The sequence below is a fragment of the Thiohalocapsa sp. ML1 genome (genome assembly GCF_001469165.1).
In the GTDB taxonomy this organism is placed as follows: domain Bacteria; phylum Pseudomonadota; class Gammaproteobacteria; order Chromatiales; family Chromatiaceae; genus Thiohalocapsa.
The window spans coordinates 1-20,034 of record NZ_JABX01000044.1 but is presented as its reverse complement, the minus strand read 5'-3'; the positions used below and the strand labels follow the sequence as shown (position 1 = coordinate 20,034).

Sequence of the window (20,034 nt, the reverse complement as noted above, 5' to 3'; positions counted from 1 at the left end):
CGCCGAATCTCTCCCCGATCCATCCCAGCGCAGCCCGCCATGTCGACTTTCGCAGCACCGCCCAGGCTCAGGGTCTCGGCCTTCAAGGACATCACCGCCATGCTCTTGGAGGCGGTCGCCGCCCGCCGCCGGGTCGCGTTGGACGTGCGCTTCGTGGCCAATGCCGACGAGGCGCACAGCGACCTCAAGGGCGGGGCCGCCGACCTCGTCTTCCTGTCCTACGACGATTGTCTGTCGCTCGCGCTGATCGACGGCTGGGCGGGCCTCGGCGTGGTCTTCCCGGTGCACGGCGGCATCCTGGATCTGTGCGGTCGGCTCGATCCGGCCGCAGCCCCCCGCGTCGGCATCGACACCGACACCGGCTACGCGCGGGCACTGCGGTTGCTGCTGCGCGGGCGCCTCGGCGACGCCTACCCGCGGGTGCAGTGGGTGAAGGCCGGCGCCACCAACCTGCGCTACGGGGCGCTTCGCGACGGCACGCTCGACGCGACGCTGCTCAATCCGCCGTGGTCCTGCCGCGATGGCATCACGCGCATCGCCGCGCTCAGCGGCGCGGCGCCGATACTGCGCTACCAAGGCGTCGTCGCGGCGCTGCGCCGCAGTTGGCTCGATCACACCGGCCATGCGGCGCTGCTGGCGGTCTTCTGCGAGGACTGGCTCGACGTCCTGTCGTCCCTCGACCAGGACCGGACCGGCAGCGTCGCGCACATCGCCGCCTGCTACGGACTAACCGAGGCCGAGGCGGAGGCCGTCTACGCCCGCATCCGCCGCGACGACGGGCTCAGCGGCTCGCTCGACTTCGACCCGGCCGCGCTCGCCGGAACTGAGCAGGTCTTCACCGCCGACACCGGCATTGCAGTGCCGGTGGAGCGGCCGTGGCTGCTGAGGCCGCCTCGACAATGATCTTGCGCAACGCAACGACGGGCGTTGACTGGGGCGTTGACTGGGGCGTTGACTGGAGTGTTGACTGGAGTGTTGACTGGAGTGTTGACCTCCAGGTCAACACGGCCACAGAGCGGGATGCACTGGTGTCGCGACTGGGGAGCCGACCTGGAGGTCGGCTCTCCGGCCCGGCCCCGGCCCGGCCCCGGCCCGGCTCCGGCCCGGCCCGGCTCCGGCTCCGGCTCGGCTACGGGAGGGCAAGTGCTTCGCTGCCGAGTCTCCGCCGTTCCCGCGCCTCAATGCCCCGCGCGCAGAGGTCGGGATCGGTTCACTCGGTTCGATTTCGATTTCGATAGCGATAGCGATAGCGATAGCGATAGCGACGAGCACGGCTCGTCGGTGTGAGGCGAAGCCTCCCTAGATTGCTTGACGGCGCCGAATGCTTGCAGATGAGTCAAGTTTCACGACGACAAGGCGCTTGCAGGCAAAAGGGCCGAGGGCCGAGGGCCAAGGGAGCCCGCCTCGGCCCTTGGCCCTCGGCCCTTGGTTCAATACGCCGACGAGCGGGCTGCGCAAGATGATGCGCCGTGCCCTGGTCGGTCTGAGGCTCTGCCTCGCTAGACCTGAGTGCGCTGATCCGATGAAGACCCCCGCCCGCTCGCCCCATACCCAGCCCGTGCGCCACATCCGGCTGCGCCTGCCCGGCGTCGGGCGGAGTTGCATCAGCTATCGGCCGCCGCAACGGGTCGCCGGATCCAAACAACCGACACCGCCCTGGATCGTCTTCAGCCCCGGCGCGCTGACCACGCCCGGCGATTACCGCGTCTTGCTCGGGGAGCTCACCGCCGCCGGCGCCGCGGTGCTGACGCTGGACTACCGCTGGCCGCTGCTGTTTGCCGGCGATGCCGCGGAGGCACGCCGTGCGATCCTGGCCGCGCGCCGGCTGCTGCGCGGGCAACTGCCGGCGCGGGGCCTTGCCCGGCACCGGCTGCCGCCGGCGCCGACCGGGCGGCGCCGCGCGGCAGCGCCGCTGCGCATCCTGGGCTACAGCCTGGGCGGCTGGGTGCTGTCGGCGGGCTTCGGCCAGGGCTTCGGCGGCCGGCCGGTCGAGTGGGTGCTGCTCGGTGTGTCCAGCCTGCAGGAGCCCTGGCACAAGCCAGCGACGCGGCGGGCGCGCGTGCGCCTATTGGCGGGCAGCGAGGACGGCGTGGTGAACCCGGCCGGGCTGGAAGGACTCGCCGCCGCGCTCGGCAGCCCGGTCGAATGGCTGCCGGGCGTGAACCACTTCGGGCTGCTGGCGGCGCGGGTGGGCGCGCCCGAGTTCCGCGCCCGCGACCGCGCGACGCGGCTCGACCAGCGCGCCAGCGCCGCGCGCATCGCGCGGCAGATTCTGGGCAAGGCGCGCTGAAGACGAGAATCCTGGTCGCGCAGCAGCGCGCAAGTCCCGAGACCGTATCGAGTCGTTGTCGTTACCACTCGCGACACCGCTCCAGCGGTGTCGCGCGTCTGCGGGCGCTCTGCGCCCCGGCGCGGCCAGGCGCAAGCACGGCGGAGCGTGAAGCCATGCCCAGGCTGAGCCGATCAGGGCTCAAACCCCCGCGCGCCGCGCAACCCGCCGACCGGAACGACGAGACGCGGGGCCTGGCGCCCGCGGCGCAACGTCAATCGTCGTCGTCATCGCCGCCCTGATCGCGCCGCGGCACCGTCTCCGGGTCCGCGGTGATGTGGCGGTAGATCTCGACGCGGTCGCCGTCCTTGACCTTGGCATCGAGCTTCGTGAACTTGCCGAAGATGCCGACGCGCTGGCTGTCGAGGTCGATGTCCGGATACTGCGTAAGCATGCCGGCCTTTTCGATGGCCTCGCGCACGGTGCAGCCGTCCGGCACGTCGAGCTTGAGCCAGGTGCGCTTGAACTTGTCCGCGTAGGCGAGGCCTATGTGCATTCTGTTTAGCTCCGGGTAGGCAGGTTGCTGCGATGGCTCCTTCGGCTTCGAGCGGGGCCTGGGCGAAGGGCCGAGGGCTGAGGGCCGAGGTGGGCCGTTATGCGCCGGCCGGTACTGCTGCGGCCGCCCTCGCCTGCTTGCGCGCTGCGAGCCTGCGGTCGAGGACGCGCTTGCCGGCGAGCAGGAAGCCCATGGCGATGAAGCCGCCGGGCGGCAAAATCATCAGCAGGAAGCCGCGGTAGTCCGGGATCAGCGTCAGCTCCAGCCAGCGCAGGGACTCGCCGAGCAGCATGGAGGCGTTGGCGAACAGGGTGCCGGAGCCGATGACCTCGCGCACGGCGCCGAGCGCCACCAGCACCAGCGTGAAGCCGACGCCCATCATGAGCCCGTCGAACATCGCGGGCAGCGGCGCCTGGCGCGACGCGAAGCTCTCGGCGCGGCCGAGGATGGCGCAGTTGGTGACGATGAGCGGGATGAAGAGCCCGAGCACCTTGTGCAGATCGTGCATCCAGGCGTTCATCGCCAAGTCCACCAGCGTCACCAGCACGGCGATGATCAGCACGAACACCGGGATGCGCACCTGCGGCGTGATGATGCCGCGCAGCACGGACACCAGGAGACCCGACAGCACCATGACGAAGGCCGTCGCGAGCCCGAGCCCGAGGCCGTTGGTGGCCGTGCCGGTCACGGCGAGCAGCGGGCATAGCGCCAGCGACTGGGCCATGACCACGTTGTTGTCCCAAACGCCGTCGCGGGCGATGCGGGACCAGTCGACGGCCGGCTGCTCGGGGTTGCTCATGTCTCACCTGATGTCTGAACGTCTGTGCGAAGTGCGAAGTGCGAAGTGCGAAGTGCGAAGTGCGAAGTGCGAAGTGCGAAGTGCGAAGTGCGGGTCACGCACCGGCGACGCCTCATCACTCGCCGCTCGCCACTTGCTGCACCGCCGATGCAGTCAGCGCATCGCGATGCCGGGCGAAGAGATCGAGCCCCGCCTTCACCGCTCCCACCACCGCCCGCGGCGTAATGGTCGCGCCGCTGAACTGGTCGAAGTCGCCGCCGTCCTTCTTCACGGCCCAGCCGGACTCGGGCGGGTCGCCGAGGGCCTTGCCGTCGAAGGCCAGGATCCAGTCGTCGCGGGCCGCCTCGATCTTGTCGCCGAGCCCGGGGGTTTCGGTGTGTGCGAGCACGCGGGCGCCGAGCACGCGGCCGTCGGCGCCGACGCCGAGCAGCACGCGGATGGGCCCGGCGTAACCCTGGCCGACGGTCTCGAAGGCGACGCCGGAGACCGCGAGCCCCCGCAGCGCGCGGTAGACGGTGATGTCGCCGTCGTCGCCCGGCAGCGTGAGCGTATCCGCCAGCAGGTCGTTGTCATGGGACGCGGCCGGGATCACCTGCGACAGCGAGGCGAGCAGGTCCTCCGCCCGGCGCTCGGCGATGGCATCGCGGGTCGCGATGTCGCCCATCACCAGGAGCGCCGCGGCCACCATCGCAAAGCCGCCGAGCAGGCCGGCCTGGTAGCCGACGCGGCTGCGATAGGTCGGGTTGGCAACCGTGCTCATGGCCGGGCCTCCGGGGTCTTTGCGGCGGCGGGCGCCGGATACTCCAGCGGCTTGCCGCGGCGGTCGCGGCCGTAGATGCGCGGCTTCAGGTAATGGTCGATCATCGGCGTGCCGGCGTTCATCAAGAGCACCGCAAAGGCGACGCCCTCCGGATAGCCGCCCCAGGTGCGGATCACGTAGATCAGCGCGCCGACGCCGGCGCCGAACAGCAGTTGGCCGGCACGCGACACCGGCGAGGTCACCGGATCCGTCGCGATGAAGAAGGCCGCGAGCATCGTGGCGCCGGCGAGCAAGTGATAGGGCGCACCGGCGTACTGCGTGGGATCAATGAGATTCATGAGGCTGGCCAGCACCGCGACGGTACCGAGCAGCGCTGCCGGGATCTCCCAGCCGATGATGCGCTTGGCCATGAGGAACAGCCCGCCGGCCGCCACCAGCAGCGCCGAGGTCTCGCCCAGGCTGCCCGGCACGGTGCCGAGCAGTGCGGCGAAGGGATCGAAGACGCCGGCCAGCGCGCCGCTCAGCTCCGTGCCGCGGTCCAGCTCCGTGCGCACGTGCCCGAGGATGGACGCGCCGGTCATCGCGTCGTAGTTCTGCCCGCCGAAGGTGATGGCGAGCCCCTCCAAAAACCCCGGCGCGTCGCCGCTGAACAGGGGCCGCGGCGCCACCCAGCGCGTCATCTCCAACGGAAAGGAGATGAGCAGCGCCACGCGCGCCACCATGGCCGGATTAAACAGGTTCTGCCCGATGCCGCCGAACACCTGCTTGCCGAGCAGCACGGCAAGGGCACCGCCAACCACGCCGACCCACCAGGGCGCCCAGGGCGGCAGCGTCAGCGCGAGCAGCCAGCCGGTGAGCAGCGCCGAGTTGTCCATCAGCGTCACGCGCACGGGCTTGCCGGCGGCCATGAGCGACAGCGCCTCGAAGCCGACGGTGGCACCCACGGTGACGGTGAACAGAAAGATCGCGGGCCAGCCGAACTGATACAGCCCGAACAGCGTCGCCGGCACCAGCGCGAGCACGACGAGCGCCATGGTGCGGCCGATGCTCACCGGCGCATGGGCGTGGGGGCTGGCGGACAGGGGGGCGTTCATGGGCGTTAAGAAGTGCGAAGTTGAAAGTGCGAGGTGCGAAGTGCGAAGTGCGGGGAGCGGAGTGCGGCGTGCTCGGCAGTGGGCCGATCAACTCGCCTCCGCCACCGCGGCGGCTGCGGCCGGTTCCGCCGGTTCCGCCGGTTCCGCCTGTTTCGCCTCGGCGGCGGCGGCCTTTTCCTTTGCCTTCTGCGCCGCCTGCTCGGCCTTGCGCTTGGCCATGGCCGCGCGCTTAGCCTGCTTCTGCGCCTCGATGCGGGCGCTACGGGCTTCGGCGAGGCGCTTGGTTTCGGTCTGCTTCTGCTGCGCCCGGCCGCGGGCGGCGAGCTCGCCCTTGGCGTGGTTGAAGAACTGCACCAGCGGGATGTGCGCGGGGCAGACGTAGGCGCAGGAGCCGCAGCCGATGCAGTCCATGAGCCCCTGGCCGACGGCGCCGTCGAGGTCGCCGGCGCGGATGTGCGCGGCCATGGTCAGCGGCACCAGGCCGCAAGGGCAGGCGCCGACGCAGCTCGCGCAGCGGATGCAGGGCGCGGGCGCGCGCTTGTTGGTCTCCGCGGCGGTGAGCGCGAGCACGCCGTTGGTGCCCTTCATGATGGGCACGCGCAGCTCGGTCAGTGGCTGCCCCATCATCGGCCCGCCGCTGATGAGCTTCGCGGGCGCCTCGGTGAAGCCGCCGCAGTGGTCCACCAGCGCCTGCACGCGGGTGCCGATGGGCACGCGCAGGTTCTTCGGCTGCGCGACCGCCTGCCCGGTGACGGTGACGACGCGGGAGATGAGCGGCCGGCCATGGCGCAGCGCCTCGTGCACGGCGAAGGCCGTCGCGGGGTTGTGCACCACCACGCCGATGTCCGCCGTGAGCCCGCGCGCGGGCGTCTCGCGGCCCGTCAGCGTCTGCACCAGGTGTTTCTCGGAGCCCATCGGGTAGCGCGCCGGGAGCTTCACCACCTCGACGCCCGCGAAGGGCTTTGCGGCGTCCTTCAGCGCGGCGATGGCCTCGGGCTTGTTGGACTCGATGCCGATGATGATCTGCCTCACCCCGAGCGCATGGGCCATGATGCGCACGCCGTCGAGCACCTGCTCCGGATGCTCGCGCATCAGGCGGTCGTCGCAGGTCAGGTAGGGCTCGCACTCCGAGCCGTTGATGACGAGCGTATGCAGGCTGTAGCGATTGCGCAGATTCAGCTTCACCGCGGACGGGAAGGTCGCGCCGCCCATGCCGACGACGCCGGCCTCGGCGACGCGCCGGGCGATGTCCTCAGGTGCCAGCGCGAAGGGGTCATCAACGCCGCGGATGTCCGGGTGCCAGCGGTCCTCGCCGTCCGGCTGCAGCGTGATGGTGCGCACGTTGAGCCCGGACGGGTGGTTGGCCGGGTACAGGCCGAGACCGGCGATGCGCCCGGAGGTCGGCGCATGGATCGGCGCGGACACGGCGCCTTGGGCCATGGCGATGATCTCGCCCTTGTGCACCTGCTGCCGGCGCTGCACGACCGGGTTGGCCGCGGCGCCGATGTGCTGCTGCAACGGGATGTGCAGCAGGTCCGGCAGCGGCAGATCCTCGATGGGCTGCGTGGCGGCCAGCGACTTGCGGTCGTCCGGATGAATGCCGCCGCGGATGCTGTAGAGCTTGCCGAAGAGTTTCATTACGCGGCCTCCGGCACGGGCCAGACCCAGTTGGTGAGTGTCAGCGTCGGCGGACGCAGCTCGATGCACTCGGTCGGGCAGGCGTCCACGCACTTGCCGCAGCCGGTGCAGGCGTCCTCAAACACAACATGAATCTGGTCGTTGGCGCCGATGATCGCGTCCGTCGGGCAGCGCTTGAAGCACTTGGTGCAGCCGACGCAGAGCCGCTCATGGATGTGCGCCACCACCGGCGCCTGCTCCTCCATGTCGGACAGGTCCACGCTGACGCCGAGCAGCGCCGCCAGCGACTCCGCGAGCGCCCGCCCGCCGGGCGGGCAGAGCGTCACCTTCGCCTCGCCCGCCGCAATCGCAGCCGCCGCCGGGCTGCAGCCCGGATAGCCGCACTGACCGCACTGGGAGCCGGGCAGCAGCTCCTCGATCTTGCCGACAATGGGGCTCTCCTCGACCTTGAGATAGCGCGCGGCGATGCCGAGCAGCGTGCCGAGGCCGAGGCCGAGGGCGGTGAGACTGAGGATGGCGGCTATCATTTGAGGTGCTGGATGCTAGGTGCTAGGTGCTAGGTGCTAGGTGCTAGGGGAGCGGAGGCTCAGATCGACAAGGCCACGGAGCGCGTTACGAAGGGCCAAGGGCCGAGGGCCTAGGACGGCTCCCTTGGGCCTTGGCCCTCGGCCCTCCCCCCACACGTTTGTTGTGAAATAGACTCATCTGCAAACAATCGGCGCCGTCAAGCAATCTAGGGGCTATGGTGCTCGGTCTCGGTTCCTAGCCCCTAGCCCCTAGCCCCTTCCTCAAGCGAGACCCGCAAAGCCCATGAAGGCCAGCGACAGGAGCCCGGCGACGACGAAGGCGATCGGCGTGCCGGCGAAGGCCGCGGGCACCTGCGACAGCGCGAGGCGCTCGCGCAGGCCCGCGAACAGCACCATCACCAGCGTGAAGCCGAGCGCCGAGCCGAAGCCGTAGACCAGGCTCTCGAAAAAGCTGTTCTCCTGCTGCACGTTCAACAGCGCCACGCCGAGCACGGCGCAGTTGGTCGTAATCAGCGGCAGGAAGATGCCGAGCACTTGGTAGAGCGTCGGCGAGAGCTTGCGCACCGCCATCTCCGTGAACTGCACGACCGCCGCGATTACCAGAATGAACGTCAGGATGCGCAGGAAGCCGATGTCGAGCGGCGTCAGTACCAGATGCTCCAGAATCCAGCCCGCGGCGGCGGCCAGCGTCAGCACGAAAGTGGTCGCGAGCCCCATGCCGAGCGCCGTGTCGAGCTTGTTGGACACGCCCATGAACGGGCAGAGCCCGAGGAACTTCACCAGCACCACGTTGTTCACGAGCGCCGTGGCGAGGATCAGCAGCAGGTATTCGGTCATAGTGGTCTGAGTCCCCCTTCGGCCCGATGGCGCGCGCTGTCGCCGCGGGCGACGCGCAGCCTGGCTCTGCGGCTTCCAATTGCGAGAACGAGTGCAAGAGCGATAGCAAGAGCAATGCCAGCGCCCCGGCCAGGCCCCGCGCCCTTGCATCGTCTTGGGGCAAGCATGCGGGGAAATGTCCGTTCTCAATGCTTTGGCGAGTGCTTGAGACGATGCTCTGCCCCGCATCGGCCGCCGCGACAAACCCGCACTGCCTGTCAGGCTTGCCACAACGCCCTGCTGCGGCGCAGCAGTCTTGTCGCAATCCCGACAGAGGCGACGCGTCGCGGCGGCGCTAGCTTGCTTGACGGCGCCAAGGCTTAGTTTCTTGACAACAGGGCGCTTGAGGGCAATAGGGCCAAGGGCCGAGGGAGCCCTCCTCGGCCCTTGGCCCTTGGCCCTTGGCCCTTGGTCGGTGGCATGCAATCTGCTTCATGCGTGGGTTGAACCCGGTGGGCAGACGCATCCGCGGGGACGACGCAACCACGGGGAGCAACGTGAGCAGTCGCAAAGGCGAGAGACGACCGGCCGGCAACTTGGCCGACGACATGACGGCCGACGATATGACGGCCGACGACATGACGGCCGACGACATGACCGAGGACGCCGTCGGACCGGGCCTGCCGCAGGACCTGCCGGCGGCGAGCGCGCTCGGCGCCTTCCTGCACGAGCCGCCGCCCGGCACGCCGGCGGAGGTCGTGGAGGCGCTCACGCTGATGGCCGGCGACCCCGCGGACCCGCTGCCGCCGCGGCTCTTCTTCGAGAGCGTCGAGCAGGCCCCGGTAGCCATCTCCGTCACCGACGCGAAGGCCAACATCCTCTACGCCAATGCCGCGTTCGAGGCGCTAACGGGCTATGACCGCGCCGAGGTGCTCGGCAAGAACGAGTCGATCCTGTCCAGCAACGCCACGCCGGAGTCCATCTACCAGCAGCTCTGGCGCACCATCCAGCGCAAGCGGCCCTGGACCGGCACGCTCATCAACCGGCGCAAGGGCGGCGCCGATTACCTCGCGGAGCTGACCATCTCGCCGGTGCTCGACGCCGCCGGGCGCATCCGCTACTTCTTGGGCATGCACCGCGACGTGACGCGCGAGCACGAGCTGACGGTCGCGCTGCGCCAGCAGAAGACCCGCATCGAGACGGTGCTCGACGCCGCCCCCGTCGTCGTCGTGCTGCTGGAGGCGGACGGGCGCATCATCCTCGACAATCAGGAATACAAGAAGCTGCTCGGCGACCTGCGCGGGCGCGAGCCGCTGGCGCTGTTGCGTGCGGCACTGCGGGAGCAGGCCGGCTTCGACCCGCTCGAGCGCGCCGCCGCGGGCCAGGGCTTCCGCGACATCGAGATCAGCCTGGAGGTGCCGGGCAGCATCGGCCCGCGCTGGTTCGCGTGCTCCGGCACCGCCGTCAACGAGTCCGACTCCAGCCCGTCCGGCTTCTTCATCCGCGGCGATGCCGGCGATCAGCGCCTGCTCCTGCTCGCCAACGACATCACCGCGCGGCGTCGCGAGATCGAGCGCGCGCACCTGGAGAATCTGCGCGCGCGCCTCGCCGAGCAGCAGCTCGCCCAGGGCATGCGCGAGGCGCTGACGGCGGCGAGCTTCCAGCTCCAGGTGCCGCTCAACATGATCCGCGCCGCGAGCAGCATGTTCAAAGACGGCAGCGGCAATCCGGCGCTGTTCGCGGACATGCTCGGGCAGATCACCCGGGCCGGCGAGACCGCGCTCGCCACGCTGCACGCGGCGCTGCCGCCGGAGGTCCCGGAGCCGGGCGTCAACGTCAATATCAACGAGCTGCTGCGCCACGTGCTGGCGCTCGAGACGGACAACCTGCTCGCCGCCGGCGTCGTCGTGGACTGGCAGCCGGCGCTGGTGCTGCCGGAGCTGTCGGGCCACAAGAACGAGCTGCGCTCGCTGTTCAAGCACCTCATCGACAACGCGCTGCAGGCCCTGCACGAGGGCGGCGGCAGCCAGCGCGCGCTCCGGCTCGCCACCCGCGCGCTCGACGATGCCGTGGAGGTCATCGTCGAGGACAACGGCCCCGGCATCCCGGCGGAGCTGCGCATCAAGGTCTTCGAGCCCTTCCACATCGGCTGGCGCAACCGCCGCGGGCGCGCCGGCATGGGCCTCGCGCTGGCGCAGGAGATCGTGAACCGGCACGACGGCAGCATCGAGATCGACACCGACTATCGCGACGGCTGCCGCGTGCGCGTGACCCTCGGCAACGTCCCCCCGCACTAAACGCGGGCGCGGTCCACTCCGGCGAGCCCTCGCCGTTTCCGATCACGGCCGTTCCAGAACATGCTCGAGATGCCAGACGTAGACGCCCCTGCCCAATCCCCTGCAACGCCGCCCGGCGACCCCGGCGACGCCGCACGGCTCCGGCTGCTGGAGGAGCAGCTCGCCGCGCTGTTCGAGGTGAGCAGCGTGCTGAGCCGCTCGCTGGAGCTGCGCGAGACCCTGCGCCAGGTGCTGCGGACGCTGCACGAGCGCGGCCGGCTGTGCCGCGGCATGGTGAGCCTGCTCGACGCCGACAGCGGCGATCTCCTCGTCGCGGCGCTGCACGACAACGATGCGGCGCCGTTCGAGAAGATCCGCTACCGCCCCGGCGAGGGCGTCATCGGCCAGGTGCTGGAGACCAACCAGCGCTGGATCCTGCCGCGGGTGGGCGATGAGCCGCGGTTCCTCGACCGCCTCGGGCTGTTCGACCCCGGCCTGCCCTTCATCGGCGTGCCCATCCGCGTCGGCGACGACGACGTCGCCGGCGTATTCGCCTTGCAGCCGCCGGTAGCCGATGCGCTGATGCCGCAGCGCGCGCGCTTCGCCGAGATGGTCGCCAACCTCATCGGCCAGGGCGTGCGGCTGTCGCGCTCCGTGGAGGCGGAGCGCCGCGCGCTGCGCGAGGAGCGCGACACGCTGCGCCGGCACCTCAAGGGCAGCCACGGCTTCGACAACATCATCGGGCGCACCGAGCGCATGCGCCTGGTGTTCGAGCAGGTGCGCCAGGTGGCCAAGTGGAACACCACCGTGCTGCTGCGCGGCGAGTCCGGCACCGGCAAAGAGCTCATCGCCAACGCCATCCACTACAACTCCCCGCGCGCCGGCGGTGCCTTCGTCAAGCTCAACTGCGCCGCGCTGCCCGACAACCTGCTGGAGTCCGAGCTGTTCGGCCACGAGAAGGGCGCGTTCACCGGCGCGCAGACCCTGCGCAAGGGCCGCTTCGAGCAGGCGGACGGCGGCACCATCTTTCTGGACGAGATCGGCGAGATCAGCCCGGCCTTCCAGGCCAAGCTGCTGCGCGTGCTGCAAGAGGGCGAGTTCGAGCGCGTCGGCGGCAGCCGCACGCTCAAGGTGGATGTGCGCGTCATTGCCGCCACCAATCGCAACCTGGAGCAGGAGGTCAAGGACGGCGTCTTTCGCGAAGACCTCTATTACCGCCTCAATGTCATGCCCATCCTGATGCCGGCGCTGCGCGAGCGCATCGAGGACGTGCCGGAGCTGGCCAAGTTCCTCGTCACCAAGCTCGCCGCGCGCCAGGGCCGCGAGCTCAGCATCACCGACAGCGCGCTCGGCGTGCTCATGCGCTACCGCTGGCCCGGCAATGTCCGCGAGCTGGAAAACTGCATGGAGCGCGCCGCCGTCATGAGCGACGGCGGCATCATAGACCGCGACGTGCTGAACCTGACCGGCATCGACGTCGGCAGCCTATCCGACGCCTGCGCCGTTCTCCCCCCCGCGCCCTTGTCGCCACCCGGCGCCGACCTCGACCTCGACGACCCCGACGTCGACGAGCGCGAGCGCGTCATCGCCGCACTGGAGCAGGCCGGCTGGGTCCAAGCCAAGGCCGCGCGCCTGCTCGGCATGACGCCGCGGCAGATCGCCTATCGCATCCAGACCATGAAGATACGGGTGAAGCAGTTTTGACGAGCCTGGACAGCGCGCGCCTTTCCTGATCCGATGCCCCGCAACGGCACAGGTTAGTAACAGTTCAAAAACACGCAATGCAGTTTTTTCAACTACGAAACACGCGAAATACGCGAAAGAACAAGCCGGACAGTCGCGGTTCGCCGCAATTTTCGCGCTTTTCGCGTGTTTCGTAGTTTCAAGAGGATGTGTAACTTGTTTAACTTGTTTTTGAATCGTTACTTACCGACCGCTCGACCATGCGCATCGCCGTTCCCGGGTACGCCGACTTCAGTCGGCCCCTGGGGAAGGTGGACTTCAGTCCGCCGTTCCCGGGTACGCCGACTTCAGTCGGCCCCTGGGGAAGGCGGACTTCAGTCCGCCGTTCCCGGGTACGCCGACTTCAGTCGGCCCCTAGGGAAGGTGGACTGCAGTCCGCCGTTCCCGGGTACGCCGACTTCAGTCGGCCCCTGGGGAAGGCGGACTTCAGTCCGCCGTTCCCGGGTACGCCGACTTCAGTCGGCCCCTAGGGAAGGTGGACTGCAGTCCGCCGTTCCCGGGTACGCCGACTTCAGTCGGCCCCTGGGGAAGGCGGACTTCAGTCCGCCGCAGGCACGGACTCGAATCGTCTCGGGACTTCCGCAGCGAAGCATTAGCGTGAAGGAGCCGAGCAACTGCATGCTGCCGACGAGGTTCACGCCAGGTTGCGCACATCGCTGCTGCCCCTCAAGCATCCTCAGGTGATTCACCATGCCCGACAGCACACGCATCTCATTGGACGAACACTTCGACCGCTTCGTGGCGCAGCAGGTCCGAAGCGGGCGATACCGCTCGGCAAGTGACGTCGTACGCGCAAGCCTAAAGTTGCTTGAAGAACGCGAGCAGGCGCTCGAACCCTTGCGCCAAGCGCTCATCGAAGGTGAGCAAAGCGGGGAAGACGCTCCCCTCGACATGGACGAGATTCGCGCCGAAGCACGCAGGCAAGCCGGACTGGATGCATGAGATCGTCACGCGTCCGCGCGCCCGGCCGGATTTGAAAGACATCTGGCTCTCCAAGGGCAAGCGATGGAACCCGGCCCAGTCCAATCCATACCTCGCCGAGCTGGACGCAGGGATGGCGAAGCTCAGAACCAACCCTGCGCTTGGAAGGCAGCGGGAAGACCTCAGAGCCGGCTACCGATCTCTCCGCGTCAACGAGCACCTCGTCTACTACCTGTTGGCCCCGCCGGTGATCCGGATCATCAGGGTCCTGCACGCCCGCATGGACCCGCAACGCCACCTGTAGTGCGGCGGCTAGTGCGGCGACTTCCCGCTGGTTCCGAACCTGTGCTTCCCGCTGGTTCCCAAGCTCTGAGACTCGGCAGATATCCGGCGATGCCGCGCGAACTCTTTCTTCTGGCTCCCACGCTCCAGAGACTGGGCAAGTATCTCCGTAGGATGGGTAGACCGCAGCGAAACCCATCCGGGTGCAGCCGCAACGCATTGAAGTCGCAGCACCCAGTCGGCCGCCAACGCGGCTTTGCACCAACAGGTTGCCGCCGAAATCGAATACTTGCCCAGTCTCTCCAGCGTCGGAGCAAGGGCAGACGCTCCGCGTCGCTTCGGCCGAAATGACGAAAAACGGAAACCCCCGATCAAGCCCACTGACCGCCCGAGACCACAGCCGCGGCCAAGGCCTCACAGCACATCCATCGGCGAGCGCACCGGCACCACCCCCGGCCGATTCATCACATGCGTGTAGATCATCGTCGTTGCCACGTCCTTATGCCCCAGCAGCTCCTGCACCATGCGGATGTCGTAGCCCGCCTGCAAGAGATGCGTCGCAAACGAATGCCGCAAGCAATGGGAATTGACCCGCTTGGCGATCTGCGCCTTCTGCCCCGCCGCCTTCAACACCTTCTGAAAGCCCGCCTCATGCAGGTGATGCCGGCGCACCACCCCGGCCTTCGGGTCCGCCGAGAGCCGCGCACTCGGAAACACGTACTGCCAGATCCACTCCTGCTGCGCGTTCGGCGCCTGCCGCGCCAACGCATGGGGCAGATACACGAAGCCGGCGCCGCCTGCCAAATCCTCCTCGTGTAGCACCGCCACCCCCACCAAATGCGCCCGCAGCGGCGCCATCAAGCGCTTCGGCAGCGGCACCACCCGATCCTTGCCCCCCTCGCCGTTGCGCACCACGATGCGCCGATTACCGAAGTCCACATCGCCCACCCGCAACCTCACCCCCTCCATCAAGCGCATCCCGGTGCCGTAGAGCAGCCGCGCCAACAGCGCCGGGGTGCCGGTCAGCGCATCCAGCAAGGCGCGCACCTCATCCAGGCTCAACACCACCGGCAATCGCGGCGTCACCTTTGCGCGCCCGAAGGTCATCTCATCCAGCGGGCGCTCCAGCACGTGCTGGAACAGAAACACCAGCGCGTGCAACGCCTGATTCTGCGTGCTCGCCGAGACCTGGCGGTCCACCGCCAAATGCGTCAGGAATCCTTGCACCTCGGCCTTGCCGACGCTCGAATAATCACCGGGCGTATGGCGCGAATGATCTTCCAGGTACTGCACGAAGCGATGGCACCAATCCACATAGGTCTGCTCCGTGCGCAACGCATAGCGGTTCGCCCGCAACACCTGCGCCATCTGCTTCAACAGCGGACGCGCCTCAGCCGCCGCGTTGTAGCGCGGACTCCCGTCGATCACCTCCGCCGGTGTCGTCGCCCCCATCCGCGTCGGATGCTCCATCGGCAGCGCCTGGCCCACCTCGGCCAAGAAGTCCCACTCGACCTCCTGCGCCGCCCGACAACCGCCCAGCGGCACCAGCAGCAGCCGCACCGCCTCCACGGTTTGACGATACTGCCAATCGGACAGTCGCTGCTCCCGCGCGTAGCGGGGGAAAAACGCCTTGATCTCCTCCGCTGTCAGCTCGCCCAAGCGCTTCGGGCGCATCGCCTCCACGAACGCCTGCGCCCGAACCATATACCAGCGCCGCGCACTCTCCGGAATGCGCTCATCCTCCAGCAACGTCAGGTACCGATCCCACCCGGACGGCGCGCCCTCCTCCCGCCGTCGGCGCCCCGCACCCGAAGCCCCGGGGGCACGCTCCACTGCAGAGGCAGCCGCCTGGGCGCGCGGAGGATGCGTTTTCATCAGGGTTTCCCTCTTGCAGTCTTAGGTTTTTTGGCTAGACTACGCCCAAGACTATCGCTGAACAACAGGCCCAGCCTAACGCCCGAAGCACAGGCTGCGGCCCAAGTAACTGTTGGGCGGCATCAGCCACGTACATCGGCGGCGCCCTCTGCAACGCTTCATGTTGCGGCCTTCGGAATCGCAATTGCCGCTGTTGCTCCTAGTAGCCAGTCGAGTTCCCAAGGAAATTGAATTGCTGCATCCTTATCTATTTCTAGGCTTTCTGTCGCGACCGTGGACTTCCTACTGGGTAGAAGACGGTGAGGCGGCTGTTGGCGTCTGGTGGGCTGGAACCAAACGCATCGTAGTTTCCGCAAGCCACATCGATATTGCGCAAGGTCCGCTGCGAAAGTATTTCGGGTTTGGAGACCTCGTTTTTCGGGGTGACGAAGGCGCCGAGATAATGCGATGGCGAAGACTGCGTGCCGTCGAACAAGTGCGAGAAAGAGTGAGGAATGCCGGGAAATCTGGTGAGCGATTCCCGCCGCTTAACCTGCATCGCAACGGTGTTAGTCAACATGCTCGTCCAAACACTTTCACGGATGGTCCAGCCCCATTAAACGCAGTCGCTTGGGACCCGAACAATCACTGGATCGCCACCGGTGGCGCGGACGGCATCGTGCGGCTGTGGGATGCTCGGACTGCGAAGCAGCTCATGCCTTTGGGTGGGCACGCTGGGCAGGTAAGATCCGTTGCGGTCTCGCCTGACGGTAGTTGGATCGCCGCAACAACCGGCAAATCGGGCGAACCACGGAACCACGCGACCGGAGGTCCCATCACTGTTTGGGAAACGTCCACTGGCCACCGGAGACCCTTCACCCTTTTTGGAAATGCTGTTGCGATACATCCAGCAGGCGACTGGATTGCCGTTGCCAAAGATGACGGCAGCGTGCACCTGCATCATCCGAACAGCGGCGAAACATTATTGCGCCTATTAACCAAGTTTTCATTCTGTCGACTTCTCAAGGGGTCATTGAATGGAGAGAACGCGAGGAGTTACGCTGTCGCCGTCGATGATAGCGGTCGGTGGCTTACGGCTTCCAGCTATCAAAGTATATTCGTATGGGATACGCATACGACAGAAATCAGTTTGCACCGTTGCAATATTAGAGAAATCGATGATACTCGTTGCCTAGCAATTCACCCAACTGGATATTGCATCATCCATTCGCATTGCGGTGGCACCATTGAGATAACACGCATAAGCGATCATAGGGCCACGCGGTTAACGCATTTCGGCTATTCAGCTCAGATCGCGATAAGCCCGACAGGGAAATGGTTTCTAGCCGAACCGGAGTCGGAGGCGGGACGTTTATGCGTTCTCGACGTTGAGTCCGGTGCAGTTCTGCACCCGACCGACTCGACTTGCGGCCTACATGGTCGAGTATTGATAGCACCAAACGGAAGCTGGTTCGCGTCGGCCTCTTTCGACAGTAATACAATCGATGTTATTGACCCGGAAACAGGGCATAAATTACACCAACTCCTCGGGCATAAGAGTACGATTACAGCATTAGCCTCGTCACCCGACAGTCGTTATTTAGTGTCTGTCGATTTGAGCGGCGAAATATTCGCTTGGGATATCTCTAGTGGGCTTCCCAAACCCAATTTTCCGGTAAGTCGATTGGCTCCAATTCACTTTGCCGAAACACAAGACCCCGGTCAAAGACTACAGTAAGAGAACTCAGATTCCTCTTCCGACCAACTAAGTGAGAAGAATGCCCAACAAGTCCGCCAGCCCGACGCCAAACTGCGGCGGGCGCTTCGCGCGTCGCCGCAGTTTGGCGCGGGCTGCGGTCGACGTTGGGCGAGAGAATTGCGGACGTAACCAGATGCCCACAATCTCGATGTTTTACGGTGTTCTTATCCGGATGTTCTTCTACGATACGGATAAGCACAACGTCCCACACATACACGCCGAATTCCAAGGCCAAGTTGCTGTCTACTCGATTCCTCAAGGTGAACTCTTGGCTGGGAGCCTCCCACCCAACAAGCACAAAATGGTAGTCGCCTGGATCGCAATCCACGAAGACGAACTGATGGCGGATTGGGATCTCGCGGTAAACGGCAAAAAGCCTTTTGCTATCCGAGGATTAGACCAATGATAATCTCCGCAATTGTTCCCATGGACGATCATGTACTCTTCGTACAAGCAGACGACGGTGCCAACGGATTGTTTGACGTCAAGCCTTTTCTTCACGCAGAGGCGTTTGAGGCGCTTCGCGACCACACAGAATTCTTATCAGTTCACAACGGCGGGTATTTCATTGAATGGCCCTGCGGAGCTGACCTCTCCGCTGACACTGTCGAGGCGCATCTCTCGCCCGCCCCACCAGAAATCGCCCAACGAATAAGGTTAGATCGCGCGAGCGAAGCGAGCCGCGATCTGAACCGGTCGTTGGACGAGCCCGGGGTCGAGGAATCACGGGGAGGGCATAGAAAACATCTTCCATGAAGCCGGTGGTGCGCCGGCCGCGGGGACCCGCGGCCGGCGCACCACCGGCTGTCTTCGTCGCCGTTGCGGCGACGGCGGCAGGCCGAAGCGGCGGGAAAACGGGGACACGGGAAAACGGGGACAGACCACCATTAATTCGCTAGGCCAAATTATCGCCCAACCAGCGCCTCGGCCAGACCGCCCGTTGCCGCACCGTCGCTGCGCTCCGGCGCGGCAACGGGCGGCGGTCCAGGCGAGTTCCAGGGACAGTTTACTTATCTGGCCGCGGAAGCAAACATTGAATCCAGTGAACTGTCGCCGGAATTCGATACCGGGCTGAGCCGTCGAGGTCCGCGGGCGTCAGCTACCGCGAATTACGGTTATAGTTTACTAAATGCACCAAATACCCCTGGCAGTCGCTATGGTATGCTTTCGCGAGATTGTCAGGTCAGTTTAGCCTTGATCGCACCGAGCCTGGCCGCCCAGATCGCCCAACTAGCGCCTCGGCCCGGCCCCCCCCGTTGCCGCGCTGTCGCTGCGCTCCGGCGCGGCAGCGGGCAGCGGGCCAGACTTGACGTTAGCTGCCCACGCAACCCAGCAGAGCCGTGATGCGTGCGAAGGTCTACATTGAATCCTCGGTGATCAGTTACCTTGCGTCGCGACCCAGCCGCGATCTGATTGTGGCAGCCCGACAAGCCGTCACAAGTGAATGGTGGGATCACAGACGCGGTCGCTTTGATCTTTATGTCTCGGCGCTCGTCGAAGAAGAGATTGCCAAGGGAGATCCTGCCGTCGCTGCCAAACGCCTCGAGATTGCACATGATATTCCAGCACTTGACATTTCTGACGGCGCGAAGGAGCTAGCGAAGCGCTTGCTTGAACGCCGTGCCGTACCTGCCGGCAGCGAAGAAGACGCCCTGCATATTGCGATCGCTGCTGCCGCTGGGATGAACTACTTGCTAACGTGGAACTTCAAGCACATCAACAATGCCGAAAACCAAGGAGCAGATAATGGAGGTCGTTGAGAGCCACGGCTTCGCTTGCCCGACACTCTGCTCCCCCGAAGAGTTGGGGTTATAGCTATGCACGAAGACCCAGTTGTTGCGGAAGTTCGGAAGTATCGGAGCGAACACGCTGCGAAGTATGGTCACGATCTTGACCGCATCTGTGAGGCGCTAAGGGAACGCCAGAATAGCTCTGGCCGCAAGGTTGTTGCTCTGCCGCCACGCCTATTGCGTGACAAGCAAGCAGCTAACTAATGCGCCAGTATGAGAATCCTGAGACCGTTTCGAGGGAAGTTGGCTATCATTCTGATCTCCTGAAATTTCGATGATCAGAGGTTTGTCGGCATGCCCCGCTGCGCTGCCGCTCCCGTGTCTGTTTCGGACAAGGATCGTCGCGTGTTGGAGGCGCTGGTGCGCCGACACAACGCGCCGCGCGTGTTGGTGACACGCGCGCAGATCGTCCTGCTGGCCGCCGCCGGCGTCGGCGTGCGCGCGCCGCGTCCCGGTTGCGGCTCGGGCGCGCCACGGTGCAGGGCTGGCGCCAGCGTTGGTCGAGCAGCGCCGCGAAATAGGGGACAGACCACGTTTTTCGCACACGAAATAGGGGACAGACCACGTTTTTCGCGTGTACGTCGCGGCGATCTCCAGATTTAACTGGCTCTCGCCTTGCAGTTTTCAGTCGAGACTGATGAAATCGCCCAACGAATAAGGTTAGATCGCGCGAGCGAAGCGAGCCGCGATCTGAACCGGTCGTTGGACGAACCCGGGGTCGAGGAATCACGGGGAGGGCATAGAAAACATCTTCCATGAAGCCGGTGGTGCGCCGGCCGCGGGGACCCGCGGCCGGCGCACCACCGGCTGTCTTCGTCGCCGTTGCGGCGACGGCGGCAGGCCGAAGCGGGGATCGCGCGCCGTTTGGCCCGAATTCGAGCCGAGCGCGGTCCTCGGCCTGCGGCAGCCGAAAACCGAGTGGTCAGATTGTCGGCGGCGGCTACATCAGC

18 protein-coding genes are annotated in these 20,034 nt (G+C 66.4%); 10 read left to right on the top strand and 8 right to left on the bottom strand.

Annotated elements, in window-relative coordinates; translation table 11 throughout:
• Positions 1–39: 39 nt before the first annotated feature.
• Positions 40–903: a hypothetical protein gene (locus ML01_RS21515; protein ID WP_058557448.1), complete on the top strand. Its 864-nt coding sequence runs from the start codon at positions 40–42 to the stop codon at positions 901–903.
• A 619-nt stretch (positions 904–1,522) separates the two neighbouring features.
• On the top strand, positions 1,523–2,290 hold the full coding sequence (locus tag ML01_RS21510; protein ID WP_058557447.1) for an alpha/beta hydrolase: 768 nt from the start codon (positions 1,523–1,525) through the stop codon (positions 2,288–2,290).
• Positions 2,291–2,543: 253 nt separating this feature from the next.
• Here the strand turns inward: ML01_RS21510 and ML01_RS21505 are convergent, their stop codons facing one another.
• From ML01_RS21505 to rsxA, 7 genes are all read right to left on the bottom strand, one after another.
• On the bottom strand, positions 2,544–2,825 hold the full coding sequence (locus ML01_RS21505; protein WP_058557446.1) for an RnfH family protein: 282 nt from the start codon (positions 2,823–2,825) through the stop codon (positions 2,544–2,546).
• 97 nt (positions 2,826–2,922) lie between these two features.
• The gene (locus ML01_RS21500) at positions 2,923–3,624 is read right to left on the bottom strand and encodes an electron transport complex subunit E (RefSeq protein ID WP_058557445.1); all 702 of its coding nucleotides are present in this window, start codon (positions 3,622–3,624) and stop codon (positions 2,923–2,925) included.
• A 115-nt stretch (positions 3,625–3,739) separates the two neighbouring features.
• Positions 3,740–4,384: an electron transport complex subunit RsxG gene (gene rsxG, locus ML01_RS21495; RefSeq protein ID WP_058557444.1), complete on the bottom strand. Its 645-nt coding sequence runs from the start codon at positions 4,382–4,384 to the stop codon at positions 3,740–3,742.
• On the bottom strand, positions 4,381–5,478 hold the full coding sequence (locus ML01_RS21490) for an RnfABCDGE type electron transport complex subunit D (RefSeq protein ID WP_058557443.1): 1,098 nt from the start codon (positions 5,476–5,478) through the stop codon (positions 4,381–4,383). The genes rsxG and ML01_RS21490 overlap by 4 nt, the downstream gene beginning before the upstream one ends.
• An 87-nt stretch (positions 5,479–5,565) precedes the next feature.
• Positions 5,566–7,116 carry an electron transport complex subunit RsxC gene (gene rsxC, locus ML01_RS21485; RefSeq protein ID WP_058557442.1) on the bottom strand — a complete coding sequence of 517 codons (1,551 nt, stop codon included), beginning with the start codon at positions 7,114–7,116 and terminating at the stop codon, positions 5,566–5,568.
• Positions 7,116–7,643 carry an electron transport complex subunit RsxB gene (rsxB, locus tag ML01_RS21480; protein ID WP_058557441.1) on the bottom strand — a complete coding sequence of 176 codons (528 nt, stop codon included), beginning with the start codon at positions 7,641–7,643 and terminating at the stop codon, positions 7,116–7,118. The genes rsxC and rsxB overlap by 1 nt, the downstream gene beginning before the upstream one ends.
• Positions 7,644–7,904: 261 nt before the next feature.
• Positions 7,905–8,480 (bottom strand): electron transport complex subunit RsxA, encoded by a 576-nt coding sequence (gene rsxA / locus ML01_RS21475; protein ID WP_058557440.1) that lies wholly within the window; start codon positions 8,478–8,480, stop codon positions 7,905–7,907.
• A 632-nt stretch (positions 8,481–9,112) separates the two neighbouring features.
• On the opposite strand from rsxA, the gene nifL reads away from it, so the two are divergent.
• From nifL to ML01_RS27780, 4 genes are all read left to right on the top strand, one after another.
• Positions 9,113–10,756 (top strand): nitrogen fixation negative regulator NifL, encoded by a 1,644-nt coding sequence (nifL, locus tag ML01_RS21470; RefSeq protein WP_058557477.1) that lies wholly within the window; start codon positions 9,113–9,115, stop codon positions 10,754–10,756.
• Positions 10,757–10,825: 69 nt separating this feature from the next.
• Positions 10,826–12,439, top strand: a complete 1,614-nt coding sequence (gene nifA / locus ML01_RS21465; RefSeq protein ID WP_058557476.1) for a nif-specific transcriptional activator NifA — start codon at positions 10,826–10,828, stop codon at positions 12,437–12,439.
• Positions 12,440–13,168: 729 nt separating this feature from the next.
• Positions 13,169–13,420 (top strand): type II toxin-antitoxin system ParD family antitoxin, encoded by a 252-nt coding sequence (locus ML01_RS27785; protein ID WP_082674525.1) that lies wholly within the window; start codon positions 13,169–13,171, stop codon positions 13,418–13,420.
• Positions 13,413–13,703 (top strand): type II toxin-antitoxin system RelE/ParE family toxin, encoded by a 291-nt coding sequence (locus ML01_RS27780; protein ID WP_082674524.1) that lies wholly within the window; start codon positions 13,413–13,415, stop codon positions 13,701–13,703. Before ML01_RS27785 ends, ML01_RS27780 begins: the two co-directional genes overlap by 8 nt.
• A 392-nt stretch (positions 13,704–14,095) precedes the next feature.
• Here ML01_RS27780 and ML01_RS21455 read toward each other — a convergent pair whose 3' ends face one another.
• The gene (locus tag ML01_RS21455; protein WP_254045349.1) at positions 14,096–15,556 is read right to left on the bottom strand and encodes an integron integrase; all 1,461 of its coding nucleotides are present in this window, start codon (positions 15,554–15,556) and stop codon (positions 14,096–14,098) included.
• Between the two features lie 184 nt (positions 15,557–15,740).
• Between ML01_RS21455 and ML01_RS27775 the strand changes: the two genes are divergently transcribed.
• The 4 genes from ML01_RS27775 to ML01_RS27760 all read left to right on the top strand — a co-directional run bounded on the left by ML01_RS27775 (position 15,741) and on the right by ML01_RS27760 (position 19,054).
• Positions 15,741–17,273 carry a WD40 repeat domain-containing protein gene (locus tag ML01_RS27775; protein ID WP_162268076.1) on the top strand — a complete coding sequence of 511 codons (1,533 nt, stop codon included), beginning with the start codon at positions 15,741–15,743 and terminating at the stop codon, positions 17,271–17,273.
• Positions 17,274–17,313: 40 nt separating this feature from the next.
• On the top strand, positions 17,314–17,700 hold the full coding sequence (locus ML01_RS27770; protein ID WP_254045348.1) for a DUF4160 domain-containing protein: 387 nt from the start codon (positions 17,314–17,316) through the stop codon (positions 17,698–17,700).
• Complete coding sequence (locus tag ML01_RS27765) at positions 17,697–18,050, top strand: DUF2442 domain-containing protein (protein ID WP_082674522.1); 354 nt, start codon at positions 17,697–17,699, stop codon at positions 18,048–18,050. The genes ML01_RS27770 and ML01_RS27765 overlap by 4 nt, the downstream gene beginning before the upstream one ends.
• Positions 18,051–18,637: 587 nt before the next feature.
• Positions 18,638–19,054: a type II toxin-antitoxin system VapC family toxin gene (locus tag ML01_RS27760; RefSeq protein ID WP_216819251.1), complete on the top strand. Its 417-nt coding sequence runs from the start codon at positions 18,638–18,640 to the stop codon at positions 19,052–19,054.
• Positions 19,055–20,034: the final 980 nt, after the last annotated feature.